A 16,607-nucleotide genomic window follows, 5' to 3' on the forward strand; every position below is an offset into this window, starting at 1 on the left:
GTCCAAACCATGCGCCATCCGGCGTGGGGGCCGTGTTTCCGTGAACACGACCGCCCGCATGCAGGCGGGCTTCGTCGCCGGTGCAGCCCTGTACACGCTCGGCCAGAGTTGCACGCTGCTGTTCCAGTGGCTCCTGGTACGCCAGTTCGGCCTGCAGGGCTATGGCGAGGTGGGGCTGGCGCACCTCTGGCTCATGAGCGTGCTGTTCGTGGCGGATCTGGGCTATGCATCCTGGTTCCTGCGCGAGGATCCGGCGTCTCCCGATTGGGGCGATCGATGGCGGCGTGCCCTGTTCCACCGCCTTCTTGCCACACTGTTCCTCGACTTGGTATGGACTGCAGCGGCATGGTGGAGCTATGGAGGGCAGGGAAACGCCTTTGAATACACGATCGCCGTGCTCCCGGCAACGCTGCTCGGGCTGGTCGGCTATTCCGCGCCTTTGCTGGCGCAGGGTAAACGGCTGCTCGGATTCGCGGTTCAACAGGTCGCCATGCCGGTGGCGATACTGGCCTGGCTGGTTTTGCACCTGCATCCGGAGAGCGCCGGGGCAGCCGGTGCAGGCCTGGCCGTGAGCGTGGGATATCTGGTGCAAGCACTGGTCAATGTGGCTGCGTTCGGCATGCGCTGGCAATTGCTATGCCCCAGTCCAGGCCGCTCCCGGCAGATGCTCGGGATGTCGCTGCAGCTGTCCTTGATGGGCATGGTGGGAACTTTGCACGACCGCCTGACGCCCCTGCTTCTGGCCGCCATCGCGCCAGCATTTCTGCCGATTTATCTCATGATTGGATATTTGGTCAACGGAGCCAGTGGCGTTTTCAATCAGTTCAACCGGCTCCTGCTGATCGAGGCGCGCAGCGAGGTGGGCGAGCGCTGGGCCACGGCGCTGATTTCACTGGTGCTGGGCTTTTCCGCGCTGGGCATGCAACTGCTGGTCGCGGTCATCGATGCGGCGGGCACTGCAGAGCAACGGGCCTGGATTGTCTGGGTTGCGCCGGTACTGGCCGCTGGTATGGTGATTCTGCCCAGCAGCGTACTGTCTGCACTGCTGATCGGGCGCCATCGCGAAACCGCGCTGCTGCGGGTGCTGTTGTTGGGTTTCCTGTGCAGCGGCTTGCTGCAACTGGCCGCTGCGGCCTGGACAGCGCCGCAGTGGTTGCTATGGGCACGTCTGCTGTGCCTTCTGGGAATGGCTGGCGCAGCGCTGCGCCTGTGCGGTCTGTGGTTGAATCTGGGCGGGTACGCCGCGCTGCTGTCTGTGCTCTTAGCGGCGGCTCTCTGGAGTAGTCCTGTTGGACGCGGAATTGCCGCCATCCTCCTGCTGGCCACCGCATGGAAAGCGTGGCGCCACCACAATCTTTTGCGCGCCAGCGCACGATCTGCGCGATGGCGTGCGATCTCCTGGTAGCGGCATTCGGTAACCGATTGGGTTTTGTTCAATGTGCGGAATAGTCGCCCTGCGGAGTTTCGTGGCCGATTCGGCGCTGCAGCCACGCGCCCAGCATGCGCTGGATGCACTGTCGAGCCGCGGGCCGGATGCACAAGGTCTGCTGTGCCTGAACCAGCCCGTACCGACGGCGCTGGGCCACCGCCGGCTGGCGATCCTTGATCTGAGTGACGCTGCCACGCAACCGATGCGGTGTGCGGAGAGCGGCAACGTGGTGGTGTTCAATGGAGAAATCTACAACTTTCTGGAGTTGCGCCGCGAACTGGAAGCGCTCGGCCACCGCTTCCGCACTGACAGCGACACCGAGGTGATCCTGCACGGTTGGCGAGCATGGGGCGAGGCATTGTTCCCGCGCTGCAACGGAATGTGGGCAGTGGTGCTCCTGGAACAGACGACCGGCGAACTGGTCTACTGCCGCGACCGGCTTGGCGTGAAGCCGCTCTACATGCACCACGACGGCCAGCGATTGGTGCTGGCGAGCGAAATCCGTGCGATCGCTTGTGCACTGGGCGGGTACCCGCCACCCAACCCGGCCGCAATCTTCGACTTCCTCGTCGCGGGCCTGTCCGATCACAATTGCGACACTTTCTACCAGGGGATCCGCGCCGTGCCCCCTGGCTGGCTGTACCGGGTATCGCCAACTGGCCACAGCCGCCGCCACCGCTATCACGACTGGCCCGCTCCAGGCGCCGCCGATCCCCTTGACGCAGAGGCAACCCGGGCCCTGCTCGAAGACGCCACGCGCCTGCGTCTGCGCTCAGATGTTCCCACCGTGACCCTCCTGTCCGGCGGGTTGGACAGTTCCATCCTGACCCGCATCAGCCTGCAAGCCGATTCCGCACCCCGCACCTGTTTTGCAGGCGCGTTCACCTACGGATATTGCGATGCTACCCATGCAGCGTTCGATGAAACGGCCGACGCCGCCGCCCTGATGAAGGAGTGGGGTCAAATCACCCGGCACCACGTTCATCGCGCCCACGCGGTCCCGGACGAGGAGGAACTGCGGGCGCTGGTGGTCGCGCAGGAAGCGCCTTTCTGCACTCCATCGATCTTCGCCAGCTTCCGCATGTACCGGGCGATCCGCGAGGCAGGATACAAGGTGGTCCTCAACGGAGAAGGTGCCGACGAGTTGTTTGGCGGTTATGTGGGTTTGTACCTACCCCTGGCCGCACGGGACGCTCTGCGCGGCGCACACCTGCCTGCGCTGGTGAAACTGCTTGCCAGCGGCGCCGTGCTGCCCCGTGCGTTGCTCCACCGCCTGGCCTGGGATCTGCCGGGACCGCTGCTGGGCGCGATGCTGCGGCGAAACCGGCCCAGCGTGGCCTGCATGTCCGGCGCGCTCTGGCACGACCAGTCGCCGCGCCTGCGCGCATTGCAGGCCGACCGCCGGGCTGGCGTGGAGATGCGCATGCGCAGTGACGCGCTCTCCACCAATCTGCCAATGGTGCTGCGCATGGCCGATCGCAATAGCATGTCCGCCGGCATCGAGGTGCGAGCGCCTTTCCTGGACTACCGGCTGGTGGAGCGTGCGCTCGCGACCCGGGCAGACACCCGCATGGGCAACTACCACGGCAAAGCGCTGCTGCGGCGGGCCTTCGCGGCCGACATGCCTCCGCGCATCGTGGAACGGCGCAAGAGCACTGGCTTCGGTCACGCCGAGCAATTCCTGTTGGACCGCATGCCCGTGCAGCGGACCTTGTCATCGCTGCCGCCGGAGTTGGGCGAATTCCTCGACGTGCCCCGGCTGCGAACCGAACTGGCCCGGGGACGCGCACACACCACGCTCTGGCTCGCAGTGTCAGTCGCCCTGTGGCACCGGAGCATTTATGCATAGCGTCTGTCTGGTCAACCGAGGCGGTCAATGAATGCAGACTTCGCTCCTGACGACGGCCGTTGCCGTTGCTGCGGCGCGACCTGCGCGCAGCGCACGGTGTGGCGGGAGGTGTACCTCGGCAGCGGCCAGGAACTGCGGCGCTGCGGACTGTGTGCTGCTGCCTACCTCGCTCCCGACTTCAGCGAGGAGGCATTGGCGCGCTTCTACGCGCACGACTACCGCCGCTTGTTTCCGATGGAAGTGCCCTGGCGCAGCGAGGAACGCTTCTTCGCCTTGCGCGGCGACCGGTTGGTCGCAAATCGTCGGCTGCGCCGGATTTCGCCGGATCTTCCAAGGGGTGCGCGCCTGTTCGAGTTGGGCTCTGGCTTTGGTGCCTTCCTGGGCGCCGCCGCTGCGGTGCGTCCGGACCTGCATTTACTGGCGTCGGAGCCGGATATGGCGCACCGCGAGCGCCTGCTGGATGGCGCCCGCGTTCAGTTCCTGCCCCAGCAGCAGGTGATGGACGAAGCCACGCTTGATGCGGTCGTGGCCTTCCACGTGATGGAGCACTTACCGGATCCGCGCGATTTCCTGGCAACGGTGGCACGGGTGTTGGTCCCTGGCGGTCAGGCATGGATCGAGGTACCGGACGTGATGAGCGACTGGCGTTCGCGGAACTACGTGCATCCTGCACATCTGAGCTATTTCTCGGCCTCGCTGTTGCAACGGCTGGCGCAAGCCGCAGGACTGGATGTGATCTACTGCGGTGCCTACCCTGGCGGGGGCATGCTGGCGGACAACCTGTGGCTGCACCTGCGGCGTCCACGGCACGCCTGTGTGTCCAAGCCGTTGGCGGCGGCAACCGCGCAGGAGGTGCGCCTGCTCGATCGGCAACTCAATCGCGTGTCCTGGGCGCTGCGGGATCGGATGCGGCGCGTGCTCAAGCAGGCCATCGTGAGTCTGTTCGGCAGTGGCCTGGTTGGAGAACTGCAGCGTCGGCGGAACCAGTGGCGTGTGTTGCAAGAGGAATGCGATGCAATTCGGTGACTTCCATAGGACCCTGCGGATCCAGTATGGCGAAGACGCCGCAGCAGTGCGCCACGAGGTCTATTTCCTGTCCTTGCGAGGTCGCAGCGCAGTGCTGCGTGCCGTGCTCGCTTTGCTGCGGGATGCCTGGCTGTGTGCCACGCTGCCACGGCGCGCGATGCCAGTGGCGGGATGGGCCGCGCTGGCCACCCTACCGGGCAGCAATGGCTGGGGCGCCCTCGCACCGTGCGTTGCCGATCTGGCCCGGCGCGGCATCGCCTGCACCGTCCTCATCCATCCGCGCCTGCGCGGGCAGGTCGCTGGACAGCTTCCGGCCCGGCCGCCAGCATCGGCTTGGCGCCATGCCTGGTCAGCCTGGCGGCTCCGGCATGCGCCAGGCACGACACCGGTCGCCGCGCCCTGGCTGGTGCGCTGCTGCGTGTTTCGGCAACGCCTTTGGTGCGGCGCCTGGTCGAGCGTGATGTGCTCGGGCACGACCGCCACGCTGCTGCTGCACAACGATTTCGATCTCTACGCCGTGGCGGCACAGCAGGCCGCCGGCACCGGCTGGCGCAGCATCTGCGTACAGCACGGCTTGCCTACCGAAGAATTCTTTCCCGTGCGGGCCCAGCACCATTTGCTGTGGGGACCAAGCAGCGCAGAGGTCTACGCCCGGCATGGTGTGGCCGCACATGCGTGCAGCTACGGTCCGGCGCGTCCCCAGGTTGAAGCCAGTGCCCATGCCGCGCCTTCAGTTCTGTATCTCGTATCGCAAACGCACACACCGGTGTATGGGCTCTCGCTCGCGGGCTATTTTCAAGCCCTGGCAGACGCCCTGATCCAGACCCGGCTCGAGGGCATCACATTGCAAATCCTGCTGCATCCCGAGGAAGTGCGCAACGGTCATCCCTACGCGAAAAGCGCGATGGCCCCATTGTGCCGGCCGCCGCCACATGCCTTGTTGGAGGACACCGCAGCACCCGCGCTGGTAGTGGGTTTTTGTTCCACTGCGCTGTTGCAGGCGGCTTGTCGAGGCCACTATGTCATCGGCCTGGCATGGCCGGCCTCAGGGTCTGCGGATGCGCAGGAGATCGGGCGGCCGGCCCAGCAGGTGCCCGACGTGACGACGTTGTGCGCACTGGTCCGCCGACTGCGAGAGGATGCCTGCACGCGCGGCGCTTTCCTTGAACGGCAGCAACAATGGCTGTCACGCAGTTTCGCCTCCGACCCAGACTGGCCCAGCCATGTTGGAGCCAGCCAATGAAACGCTGGGGTCTGGCGTTGCTCATCCTTTGGGTGCATGTCGGCGATCCGCTGGTGGCGTGGTTGTACGGCGGTGGCACCTGGTTGCAGGCCACTTGGCTGCGCCCGATACGGGACCTCACAGTGTTGGCGCTGGCAGCGCTGTGCCTGTTGACGGTGCGCATGCCGCGGGCGCTGCTGGTGTCGGTGCTGGCGTTCGGCGGATTGGCGCTTGCCTACGCGCCGGTGGGCCTCGTGCATGGCCTTCCAGCCGGGGTGGTACTGGGATCGCTTGGCGTCATTTTGGTGCCGATGGTGTTCCTGTTGGCGGGATACGGCTGCTTTTCGACACCTCGGAATCTCCGTTTCGGCGCGTCCGCCCTGGTCTGGCTGGGCTTGGCCAGCACTTTGTTTGGCATGTGGGAAATCGTCAACACCCAGTTCTGGGTGGACACCGTGCGCCTGCCTGACTACCTTGCGAACATCAAGGGCGTGATGCCAAAGGACACCGATCCCCATACCGGCCTGCCATGGAATTTTTTTGGCGGAGAAACGTATGCGCGCCGCGCTGGCGGCTTATTGGCGGCACCGCTGGCGCAGGGGCAGTTCCTGGTCACTGCGGCCCTGGCAGCGCTGGGGTTGTGGCAGACGCGCTGGCCCTGGCGCGCACTGCTGGTGTGTGCCGGGCTTTTCGTCGGCGTGTGGATGTCGGGAACCCGTGGTTCGATGCTCGCAGGCATCGTTGCGCTGCTCGGCTATTTGTTGACCAGCCGCGGTCTGGTCCGCTCCGCCACTGCGCGGGTGCTGCTGGTCGGCGCCGCATTGGTGGCGATGGTTTGGGCGTCCTACGGCATTGTGGTGGCCTCGTGGAATTTCCGTGACGGCTCCACGATTGGCCATTGGTGGGCACTGCAGCGCAACTTGGCCGACCTGGGCCAAGTCGCTCTGTGGGGAGGTGGTCTGGGACGCCAGGGCGCTTTCGCCGCCCGGCAAGCGCTGACCGATCTGGGAGGCGGGGAAGGTGCCTTGTTCAGCATCGCCTACCAGATGGGAGTGCCCTGCGCGCTTTTGTTTCTTGGCCTTGTCTTTTGGTGCCTGCGCACCCTGTGGCAAGCCCACGTCCGGCAAGGTGACCGCCTGGCATTGGCCACTTTCTGGCTGCTGTGCGGGATGGTGACGACCTTCGTGTCCTCCGAAAATGCGTTGACCGTCTCCGGCGCCGGCGGATTCTGGCTGCTGCTCGGCGGCGTGCTGCGCCAATGCGCAGCAGCCACGCGCTTCGGCGCGGCTGTCGAGCCCGGAACCATCCGCGCACCGTGCATCCATGCGGCGAGGGCGTGACTCCATGCGCATCCTGCACGTCTACAAAGACTTTGCCCCCCATGGCGGGGGCGGCGGCGTCGCCCGGCATATCCATGGGCTGGCCGTGCTGGCCGTGGAAGCAGGCCATGCCGTGCGCGTTGCGGCACCGTCGACTGCGAGCGGGCACGTGCACGCCTACGAAGTGGTGCGCGTGAGTGCCCGGGCGATGTGGCAGCACATCGGCTGGGCCGACGCCGTGCATGTCCATGGCGCGCGGACCCCCATTTCCGCGTTGGCAGCGTCAATGGCCTGGCTGCTTGGCAAGCGCTTGGTCTATACGCCCCACTGCTATTACGACGACGATCCCGCTTTGGGCAAGCGCCTGGGAAAACGGTGTTGGGACGGATTGATCGAGCGCGCGCTGCTGCGAGGCGCAGACCGGGTGGTGCTCCTGTCGGCCTACTGGCAGGACTACCTGACGTGGCGCGGTCTCCGTCCCGCGCACCCGGTGCTGCTGCCCAATGCGGTGCTTGAGGCGCAATTGCACGCTCCACCAATGGAAGTACCAGGGCTGGAAGGGGCGCCGGCTTTGCTCTCCGTGGGGCGGCTCGACGCGGTCAAGCGCCTGCACGATGCCATCGCGCTGCTGGGCGAGCCGGGCATGGAACATGCCGTTCTGCATGTAGTTGGGCGGGGGCCGGATCGCGCGCGGCTTGAATCTTTCGCACAGACACGCGGATGGGCCGATCGGGTGCGGCTCCATGGTTTTGTCGACGATGCCGATGTGGCCGCCATGGCCTCGGTCGCCGATCTGTTCGTCATGCCATCGGCGATGGAGGGCATGCCGACGGTACTGATCGAGATGCTATTGCTCGGTTGCCCGGTCGTGGCCAGCGACATCCCAGGCAACCGGGCGATTTTGGAGGCCGTCGGACTGTCCGATGCCCTCTATCCACTCGGTAACGTCGCCGCACTGGCAGCCTGCGCAGCCACCCAGCGGCAACGACGCGTGTTGCCGCACACCATTGCGCAGGTTCGCGCAGGCTTCACGTGGGAGCACATGCGATCGCGTGTAGGGGCACTGTACGATGCGCCGAAAAAGGAGCCTGCGCCTTGATACACCGTCCCGAACGGATTCGTTTCTTCGATTGTCCACTGGATCTCGTCTCTCCCACGCAGTTGCTGCAGCGTGCACAGGAGGCCGCCCACGGTGGAGACCCGGTTCGCATCGAAGGGCTCAATGTGGCCAAGCTGATCGACGCAAGAGCGCAGGGACTGCTGCGTGACGCACTGGATGAGGCCGAGCTGGTTCACATCGACGGGAGCGGCATCAGTGCTGGCCTGCGCTGGCTGGGAGTCGATCCCCCGGCTCGACGCGCCGGCATTGACCTGATGCAAGACCTCTGCGGCCAGGCTGCACAGTCCGGTACCGGGGTCTACCTGCTGGGTGCGCGGCCGGCCATCGTTTTGGCGGCCGCTCAACGGCTGCGCGAGATGTTTCCCGGACTTCACATCGCCGGGACAAGCGACGGCTATTTCCGGGACGACGAAGTGACGCAAGTCGTCGCTGCGATCCGGAACTCGGGAGCGCGCTATCTTTTTGTCGGCATCAGCTCGCCGAAGAAGGAACTCTTTTTGCAGCGGCATTGGTATGAACTGGGCGTGGCACTGGCGATGGGGGTGGGAGGATCGTTCGATGTCGTGTCCGGCATGCTGCCGCGCGCTCCACTGCTGATGCAGAGATTCGGCATGGAATGGATGTTCCGTTTGTGGCTGGAGCCCAGGCGCCTGTTCGCCCGGTATCTGCGAACCAATTGCGCCTATCTACTGCTGCTGTTACGCGCGCGCATGAGCAGACGCCATCGTTCGCGTGCCATCGTCCGCACGGGTGCATGAACTCACGTTTCGATCCCTCCCCGGCGGCCGTACCGCCGCGCGGGCAACTGCTCCTGGTGAGCATTTGCCTGGCCCTTTATCTGCTGTTTTGCTTGCAGCAGATCGTGCTGCCGTTTCGGTTTTTCGGCATGGCCCTGTCACTGGGGTCCGTGACGATGCTGGGCTGCATGCTCGCCATTTCCGCAGGATCGCTCGTGCGGCATGGCGTGCCATCTGAATTGGTACGTCCCCTGCTGGCCATCCTGATGTGCATCGCGGCCCTGTCCGCATCGGTCCTGGCTTCGAACCACATCGGGCTGGCATGCGCATTCGCCGTGCGGTATGCCACCAGTCTTTTGGCGCTTTGGGCCATGCTCAACCTCGCTGCGGCCTGCCCGCGCTGGCCGCGTGCGGCGACGCTGGCAGCACTCATCGCCGTGTGGTTCAACCTGGCGCTGGCCGGGGCCGTCTGGTTCCAATGGCCTGGGGCGCTGCGCGTGGCCCTGGCATTCCATCCAGAAGAGACTTTCAAGTACCTGCCGCGAATTTCGGGCATGTACGAGCACCCTGCACTGCTGGCCACGTCCGCGGCCATGGTGCTGCTGTTGGTGCTGAGGCTGCAGCAGCGGGGTGAAGTCGGGAAGATCTCGCTGGCGCTCGCGTTGGTGGGCGCCGTGTTGGCGCTGGCGTTGACCCAGGTACGCAACACCCTGCTGCCCGTCGGGGTGCTGATGGCATGGTGGGCATGGCCAAGGGCATGCACGTCCAATAGACAGCGCCACATCGCACGCGTGGCGTTGGGCGGAATCGCTGTGCTTGCCGTCTTCGTGTTGTGGCTACGTTATCCAGACATGACCAGCGCGGCACAGGAAAACATGATGACGGCCTTCACGCTAGGGCGGACGTACCTTTGGAGCGGCGCGCTGGATGCTTGGCGCGACCACCCCTGGTTCGGTCTTGGGGCAGGCGTGTTCCAGTTCATGGTTCCAGACTACACCGGCGGCCGCTTCCACCGCGGCGAACTGCACGCTCACAACCTGTTGCTGGCGGCACTGTCCGAAACGGGACTTTTCGGCCTGCTTGCCGGATTGGCGCTGATTTTTGCGCTGTGGCGTCCCCTGCTGCGCATTGCGGCCGAGCGTCAATGGGCGATCGCGTGGCTGATTCTCGTGCTGGGTCTGAGCACGTTTGATTTTTACTTCCCGTTTTTCCCGTTCTCGATGCATGCCGCATTGGCAGTGGCCTCACTGCACGCGGGACAGTCCGCACCCTCGCAGGCCGACGGCGTATCACGATCCACAACTTGACGGTTCAGCCAAAGCGCTCGGTCTGGGTGTGCGGTCTGTGCACCGACGTGCATGTCGCGCTGCATCCGCCGCCGGATCTCTTGGACGAAGGGTTGCGCTGACGTCTGATCGTGAAAGCCGGCTTGCCTGCCCAGGCCGGTCTTCAGTGAGTGGTTCTGTGGTGCCGATGGCGTGGGGACGATGTGTCTTCCTGGCGCTTCGCGAGCAGGATATCCAGAATGCGCCGGAAGGCGTTTCCATCACCCAAGGGATTGCTCCATGCCACTGCACGCGCCAGCAACTTTTCCAAAGCCGTCCGCAGGTCACCGTCGCTCAGGCTGGCCGGCAGCTCGGCACCGCCACGCTCTAGCGTCTCCGGGCGCTCGGTGCTGGTGCGCAGCAAAAGACACTTGCGCTGCAAGATGCAGGCTTCCTCCTGCACGCCGCCGCTGTCTGTCATGACCAGCGCAGCGCCCTGCAACAACGCCAGCATGTCCAGGTAGCCGACCGGCTCGATGGCCAGCAGCCCAGGTCGGCCAGCCAGCGTAGAACGCCCCATGGCGGCCAGGCGCGGGTGCATCGGAAACACCAGAGGCATGCCTGCAGACCACGACATCGCACACACGACGTCCATCAGCCTCTCGAAATGCGTTTGCTCTTCGGTATTGGAACGGCGGTGACACGTCAGCAGCCAATAGCCGTTGCTGGGCAAGCCCAACCTGCGCAGGACGTCCGAGCGTTGCCGTGCAGCCGTTGCATAGGCCAGCGTCGCATCGACCACCGTGTTGCCTGTCACGTGGATGCGCCTTTCGGACACCCCTTCGTCACGCAGAATCTGCGCCTGCAGCGGGGTGGGGCAGAACAGGTGGTCCGCCATCTGATCGATCAGGATGCGGTTGATTTCCTCTGGCATGCGACGGTCACCGCTCCGCAGCCCGGCTTCCACGTGCGCCACCGGAATACCAAGCTTGCTGGCAGCCAATGCACCGGCCAAGGCACTGTTGGTGTCGCCCTGCACGACCACAATGTCCGGCTGCATCTCCGCCAGGGCAGGCTCCAGGCCACACAGCATGCGCCCTATCTGTTCGCCTTGCGGGGCAGACCCCACCCCGAGATGAATGCCGGCCGGCGGCAGATCCAGTTGCTCGAAGATGACGCGGTCCATGGATTCCGCGTAGTGCTGGTTGGTGTGAATGACGCTATGGCCAATGCCCTCCCGCTGACTGGCGGCAATCAGGGAAGACATCTTGATGATTTCTGGGCGTGTGCCTAGCACATAGGCAATCTGAGAACGCATGGACTCCGGCCTTGTCAGTAAGCATCGCGATCGAACAGCACGATCGCGCAGGTCTGCGCAATGATGCTCAGATCCAGCCAGAGCGACCAATGCTGGATGTAGTACAGGTCGTACTCCACACGCTTGCGCATCTTTTCCAGCGAGTGGATCTCTCCGCGCAACCCGTTGACTTGCGCCCATCCCGTCATGCCCGGCTTGACCCGGTGCCGCTGCAGATAGTTCGGGATCAGGTCCTGATATTCCGCATTGTGTCGCAGTGCATGCGGCCGCGGCCCGACAATCGACATCCTTCCCTGCAGCACGTTCACGAACTGCGGCAGCTCATCGAGGCTGGTACGGCGCATGAACGCACCAAAGCGGGTCACCCGCGAGTCCGTGCGCGAGGTCTGAAGCGGCGCTTCTGCCGGATCGTGGGCATGCATGCTCCGAAACTTCCACACCTCGAAAGCCTTCCCGTCCCACCCATGCCGCATCTGCCGGAAAATCACAGGCCCCGGGCCCGAGAGCTTGACGCCCACGGCCAGCGCCAGCAGCAACGGGCTCGCCAGAACGAGCACCGCGCTGGCGATCAGTTTGTCAACCACCAACTTGACGAGTTGCGAGGTGAGGGACAAGGGGCGTACCGACAACTCCAGCATGGGAGTTCCGACCACTTCAGCCATCCCATGGTGAATCAGACGGAACGCAAAAATGTCCGGAATCCATCGAATCTCGACACAGCTGGCGTCCAGATTGCGCACGCTCTCGCGAATCAGCCGCTCGTCGCGCATCGGCCAAGCCAGCCAGACTTCGATGACGCTGTGCTGACTCAACCAGTCTGGCAAAGCGGCGAAGTCCCCCGCATTGATCGCGGGCGGCACGGGAATCACCTCGATGCCTGACCAGGGGCCACGCTGGATGCGCTCCGACACCTGCGCCACCCTGTCCGGCGGCCCCAGGAGCGCAACCCGCCGATTGCCGATGCCACGGGCGTGCAGCCAGCGCAGCAGTCGATCGAGCAGCACCCGTGCGCCGACCAAACCGAGGATTCCGATCCCCGCCCAGTACAAGAACCACAGACGGGAAAAGCTCGGGCCCGTTTTACTTAAAAAACTCAGCGACGCCAGGGCGACCAGCACCAGGCACCATCCCCACAGCAGCCGCCCCAGCACCATGGAGGGAAGCGCCAAGCGCCAGCTTTGATACAGCGCCAGTTGCACGAACACGAACAAATTGAGAAGTGCTCCGGCCAGCAGGGCATAGAAATAGTGGGGCGCATCAGGCAACTCGACATGCCCTGTCCGAAACGCGTACGCGAGCAACCCGCTGGCAACCACCACCGCCATGTCCGCCAGTTTCAACACTGCCGCGGCCATTGCCATGCCGTCGCCGGCCGCGCGCGGGGACACGGCCACGTGGGCCAACAATCGCTCCATCACGCTCATGCGGGATAGTCCTTCGGAGCGCGCGGGCGGGTCGTCGCGAAAATGAACCGCAACTGGTTCTCCTTCATACCGTCTTCTGTATTGTGGTTGCCTTGGTCGCATACACCGCAGCCTCCAGGGCGATGCATACAGAATCTTAAGACTTCAGCTTTGCCGCAGACAGCAGGCCCATGCTCGCGCAAAGCGTCAACTCGCAGCGTCAACGCGTTACTGGGCTTGCTGCCGGCCAATTCGCAGTTCATGGGCGGTCAGGTCGTGGCGGAGACAAGGGAGCCGGTCGTTCGCCGTACGGTACCTGTCCCCGTGAGAACGTCACGATAGGCTTGAGCGGTGAGCTCGGCACACCGTTGCCAGCTGAATTGCGCGGCGCGTTGACGCCCTGCGGCGCTCGCGGCAGTGCGCCAGGCTTCGTCTTCCAAGCCGCGCGCCAGGTGGGCAGCCAGCGCTTTCACGTCCATCGGTTCAAACAAGGCTGCAGCCTCGCCGGAGACTTCTGGTAGCGCCGCCGCATCCGAGCACAGAACCGGTGTGCCCGTGGCCATGGCCTCCAAGACCGGCAGGCCGAACCCCTCGTACAGCGAAGGGAAAACGAAGAGCCGTGCGCCAGCGAAGAGTGCGGGCAGGCGAATGTCTTCGATATAGCCGAGGTAACGCAGCCAACCGGCCTGTTCGGCCAGGCGCATGCGCTCGTGTTCAGCCGAGCTGTTCCAGCCAGGATGACCGACGACCACCAACGGCCATCTTGCACGCAATGCCGCAGGCAATTGGGCATAAGCGTCCATGAGGTTCAGCAGGTTCTTTCGTGGCTCGATCGTGCCCACGAAAAGACTGTAGCCATCCTGCCTCAATCCTGCCGCTTGCAAAGGCGCAACCAGTTCCGCTTCATTGTGAGGACGGAAAGCACCGCTGCATGCAAGCGGTATGGCCCGTATGTGCTGCAGCGGCCAATCAAACTGCGCCGCAATTTCGCGTCGGGAGAACTCCGACACCGTGAGGATGAGCTGCGTCCGGCGCAACGATAAAGCCACTTCCTTGCGCATGTAACGCACCCGATCTGCACGGTGGCACTGCGCCCAGCGGTAAATCGACATGTCGTGAAAAGTCACGACACAGGGCCCGTCGTGATGCGGCAAAGAATAGTTGCAACCGTGAAAGATCGCGGCGCCTGAACCGCGTAGCGCCTGCGCTTTGGCGACTTGATTCAAACGCTGATACGTGTCGAGAGTCCAGTGAAACCGTGAAAGACGATCTCCAATCCAAGGGATGACGGTCCTTGCAACCCCGGGCTTTGGCAGCTGTTCACTGAGCCGATGCCCGTGCAAGAACCGCAAGGATTCGATCTGCGGCAGTTCGGCAAGATGCCGTGCCAGTTCGTGCGTGTAGCGGCCAATCCCGGTCAACGGGTGTCGGATCGATTCCGTGGCCAGAATGACGTTCACTGCCGACTCACCTCTCGAGTTGACGGGATCTCCCTGGTGGACACAGGGGCTGCGGATGTGCCATTGACGAGCCTGCCGGGGCGCTCGACAGCGACTGCACTGGCATCCCTGCATTCCAAAGGAGTGCGGGAAAATGCCAGAGTGCAGCTGGTGGCGTCTGAACATGGCGGCTTGTCATGTTCAGAGTGGCGTTGATTGTATGTGGGCTGCCGAAGAGCGATCCAGTGGCCCAGCCCCTTGTGCAGGCCATGGCTGGGACATTCAGAACGCTCTTCTATGCAGGCTCCTTGATACCCACACCAATTCATATATGGGAGCATCAACCAGGAAAAGGCATGGGCTTGGAGCCGGAGCACCCACCTGGATGCCGAGGCTGATTCACGAGCTCATTCGCGTGTCGGCCGCCGCAGGCACTCACTCCACCGTCACGCTCTTGGCCAGATTGCGGGGCTTGTCCACATCCGTCCCCCTGGCACAAGCCGTGTGGTACGCGAGCAATTGCAGTGGCACCACATGCAGCAGCGGCGACAGCGGGCCGTAATGCTCGGGCATGCGAATCACGTGCAGGCCCTCGCCGCTTTCGATCCGTGTGTCGCCATCGGCCAGCACATACAGCACGCCTCCGCGCGCGCGCACTTCCTGCATGTTGCTCTTGAGCTTTTCCAGCAGCGTGTCGTTGGGCGCGACGGTCACGATCGGCATGGCGCTGGTCACCAGGGCCAGGGGGCCGTGCTTGAGTTCCCCTGCCGGGTAGGCCTCGGCATGGATGTAGCTGATTTCCTTGAGCTTCAAGGCGCCTTCGAGCGCGATGGGGTAGTGCAGCCCGCGCCCCAGGAAGAGCGCGTTTTCCATGCGCGCGAAGTCCTCGGCCCAGCTGATGATCTGCGGCTCCAGCGCCAGCACGGCCTGCAGCGCGACGGGCAGGTGGCGCATGGCTTTCAGGTGCTCGGCCTCCTGGTCGTCGGTCAGGCGGCCGCGCGACTGCGCGATGGCAAGGGTGAGAAGGAACAGCCCCGCCAGCTGGGTCGTGAAGGCCTTGGTGGAGGCCACGCCGATCTCGACGCCCGCACGCGTGATGTAGGCCAGCTTGCATTCGCGCACCATGGCGCTGGTGGACACGTTGCAGATGGTGAGCGTGTGCAGCATGCCCAGGCTTTGCGCGTGGCGCAGCGCGGCCAGCGTGTCGGCCGTTTCCCCCGACTGGCTGATGGTGACGACCAGCGCGCGCGGGTTCGGCACGCTGGTGCGATAGCGGTACTCGCTGGCCACTTCCACCTGGGTGGGAATGCCGGCGATGGACTCCAGCCAGTACTTGGCCGCGCAGCCGCTGTAGTAGCTGGTGCCGCAGGCCAGGATGAGCACGGAGTCGATCTCCTTGAACACGCGCCAGGCGGCGGCGCCGGGCTCGCCGTCCGGGCCGGGCGCGCCGTCGAACAGCTCGGGCACGATGCCGCGCACGCCCTCCAGCGTGTCGGCAATGGCGCGGGGCTGCTCGAAGATCTCCTTTTGCATGTAGTGTCGGTAGGGGCCCAGCTCGGCGGCGCCGCTGTGCGCCTGCACGGTGCGTACCGGGCGCCGATGGGCCTCCAGCGGCTGCCCGCCCTTGCCCACGATCCAGTAGCGGCCCAGTTGCAGGTCCACCAAGTCGCCCTCTTCCAGGTACACGATCTGGTCGGTCACCCCAGCGAGCGCCATGGCATCGCTGGCCAGGAAATGCTCGCCCTCCCCCACGCCCAGGATGAGCGGCGAGCCGGCGCGTGCGCCCACCACGCGGTGGGGTTCGTCCTTGTGGATGACGGCGATGGCATAGGCGCCATGCAACTGGGTGACGGCGGCCTGAACGGCCTGGAACAGGTCGCCGCTGTAGTGGCTGTCCACCAGGTGGGCGATGACTTCGGTGTCCGTCTGGCTGGTGAAGGTGTAGCCACGTGCCTGCAGGGCGGCGCGCAGCTCTTCATGGTTTTCGATGATGCCGTTGTGCACCAGCGCCACGCGGCCCAGGCGCAGCGGCTCATCCGCCGTGGGATCGCCCGTGCCCGTGCCATGGCTGAAGTGCGGATGGGCGTTGTGCACCGCCGGGGCGCCGTGCGTGGCCCAGCGGGTGTGGGCGATGCCGGTGGCCCCCTCGACCTGCTCGGCGTTCACCTGCTCGAGCAACTCGGCCACGCGGGCCGTGCTGCGGGCGCGGCGCAGGCCGCCCGTGCGGGAGGCGCCCAGGCTGGCATCGTGGATGGCCACGCCGCAGGAGTCGTAGCCGCGGTACTCCAGGCGCTGCAGGCCCTGCACGAGGATGGGGACGATGTTGCGCGTGGATACCGCGCCGACGATGCCGCACATGGACGATCTCCTGAAAGGAATGTGGATGGGCGATGGTAGGCAGGGCGTCAAGAAATATGTATAAATTATTCAAACAATTTTTGGAATTAAATTTCCCACGAAACATTCATTGAAATTTAATT

At 64.6% G+C, this 16,607-nt stretch carries 12 protein-coding genes; 8 read left to right on the forward strand and 4 right to left on the reverse strand.

Annotated features, from left to right (window positions below; all coding sequences use genetic code 11):
- Positions 1-40 precede the first annotated feature (40 nt).
- Genes R1Z03_RS16690 through R1Z03_RS16725 form a run of 8 tightly spaced genes read left to right on the forward strand, consistent with a single transcriptional unit; the run spans position 41 to position 10,009 of the window.
- Positions 41-1,405, forward strand: a complete 1,365-nt coding sequence (locus tag R1Z03_RS16690) for a hypothetical protein (protein ID WP_317352991.1) — start codon at positions 41-43, stop codon at positions 1,403-1,405.
- A 31-nt stretch (positions 1,406-1,436) separates the two neighbouring features.
- On the forward strand, positions 1,437-3,278 hold the full coding sequence (gene asnB, locus R1Z03_RS16695; RefSeq protein ID WP_317352994.1) for an asparagine synthase (glutamine-hydrolyzing): 1,842 nt from the start codon (positions 1,437-1,439) through the stop codon (positions 3,276-3,278).
- 27 nt (positions 3,279-3,305) lie between these two features.
- Positions 3,306-4,304, forward strand: a complete 999-nt coding sequence (locus R1Z03_RS16700; RefSeq protein WP_317352997.1) for a class I SAM-dependent methyltransferase — start codon at positions 3,306-3,308, stop codon at positions 4,302-4,304.
- Positions 4,291-5,547, forward strand: coding sequence for a hypothetical protein (locus R1Z03_RS16705; RefSeq protein ID WP_317352999.1), 1,257 nt, complete (start codon positions 4,291-4,293; stop codon positions 5,545-5,547). The genes R1Z03_RS16700 and R1Z03_RS16705 overlap by 14 nt, the downstream gene beginning before the upstream one ends.
- Positions 5,544-6,866, forward strand: a complete 1,323-nt coding sequence (locus R1Z03_RS16710; protein ID WP_317353001.1) for a hypothetical protein — start codon at positions 5,544-5,546, stop codon at positions 6,864-6,866. Before R1Z03_RS16705 ends, R1Z03_RS16710 begins: the two co-directional genes overlap by 4 nt.
- A 4-nt stretch (positions 6,867-6,870) precedes the next feature.
- Positions 6,871-7,944 (forward strand): glycosyltransferase family 4 protein, encoded by a 1,074-nt coding sequence (locus R1Z03_RS16715; protein WP_317353003.1) that lies wholly within the window; start codon positions 6,871-6,873, stop codon positions 7,942-7,944.
- Complete coding sequence (locus R1Z03_RS16720; RefSeq protein WP_317353005.1) at positions 7,941-8,723, forward strand: WecB/TagA/CpsF family glycosyltransferase; 783 nt, start codon at positions 7,941-7,943, stop codon at positions 8,721-8,723. Before R1Z03_RS16715 ends, R1Z03_RS16720 begins: the two co-directional genes overlap by 4 nt.
- A complete protein-coding gene (locus R1Z03_RS16725; protein WP_317353006.1) occupies positions 8,720-10,009 on the forward strand; it encodes an O-antigen ligase family protein in 1,290 nt (429 codons plus the stop codon). The genes R1Z03_RS16720 and R1Z03_RS16725 overlap by 4 nt, the downstream gene beginning before the upstream one ends.
- Before the next feature lie 142 nt (positions 10,010-10,151).
- Here the strand turns inward: R1Z03_RS16725 and wecB are convergent, their stop codons facing one another.
- The 4 genes from wecB to glmS all read right to left on the reverse strand — a co-directional run bounded on the left by wecB (position 10,152) and on the right by glmS (position 16,485).
- Positions 10,152-11,285: a non-hydrolyzing UDP-N-acetylglucosamine 2-epimerase gene (gene wecB, locus R1Z03_RS16730; RefSeq protein WP_317353007.1), complete on the reverse strand. Its 1,134-nt coding sequence runs from the start codon at positions 11,283-11,285 to the stop codon at positions 10,152-10,154.
- Between the two features lie 14 nt (positions 11,286-11,299).
- Positions 11,300-12,709, reverse strand: a complete 1,410-nt coding sequence (locus tag R1Z03_RS16735; protein WP_317353009.1) for an undecaprenyl-phosphate glucose phosphotransferase — start codon at positions 12,707-12,709, stop codon at positions 11,300-11,302.
- A 248-nt stretch (positions 12,710-12,957) separates the two neighbouring features.
- A complete protein-coding gene (locus tag R1Z03_RS16740) occupies positions 12,958-14,148 on the reverse strand; it encodes a glycosyltransferase family 1 protein (protein WP_317353012.1) in 1,191 nt (396 codons plus the stop codon).
- 414 nt (positions 14,149-14,562) lie between these two features.
- Positions 14,563-16,485, reverse strand: coding sequence for a glutamine--fructose-6-phosphate transaminase (isomerizing) (gene glmS, locus R1Z03_RS16745; protein ID WP_284429767.1), 1,923 nt, complete (start codon positions 16,483-16,485; stop codon positions 14,563-14,565).
- Positions 16,486-16,607: the final 122 nt, after the last annotated feature.

The sequence above is a fragment of the Acidovorax sp. BLS4 genome (genome assembly GCF_032929295.1).
Classification (GTDB): domain Bacteria; phylum Pseudomonadota; class Gammaproteobacteria; order Burkholderiales; family Burkholderiaceae_C; genus Paracidovorax.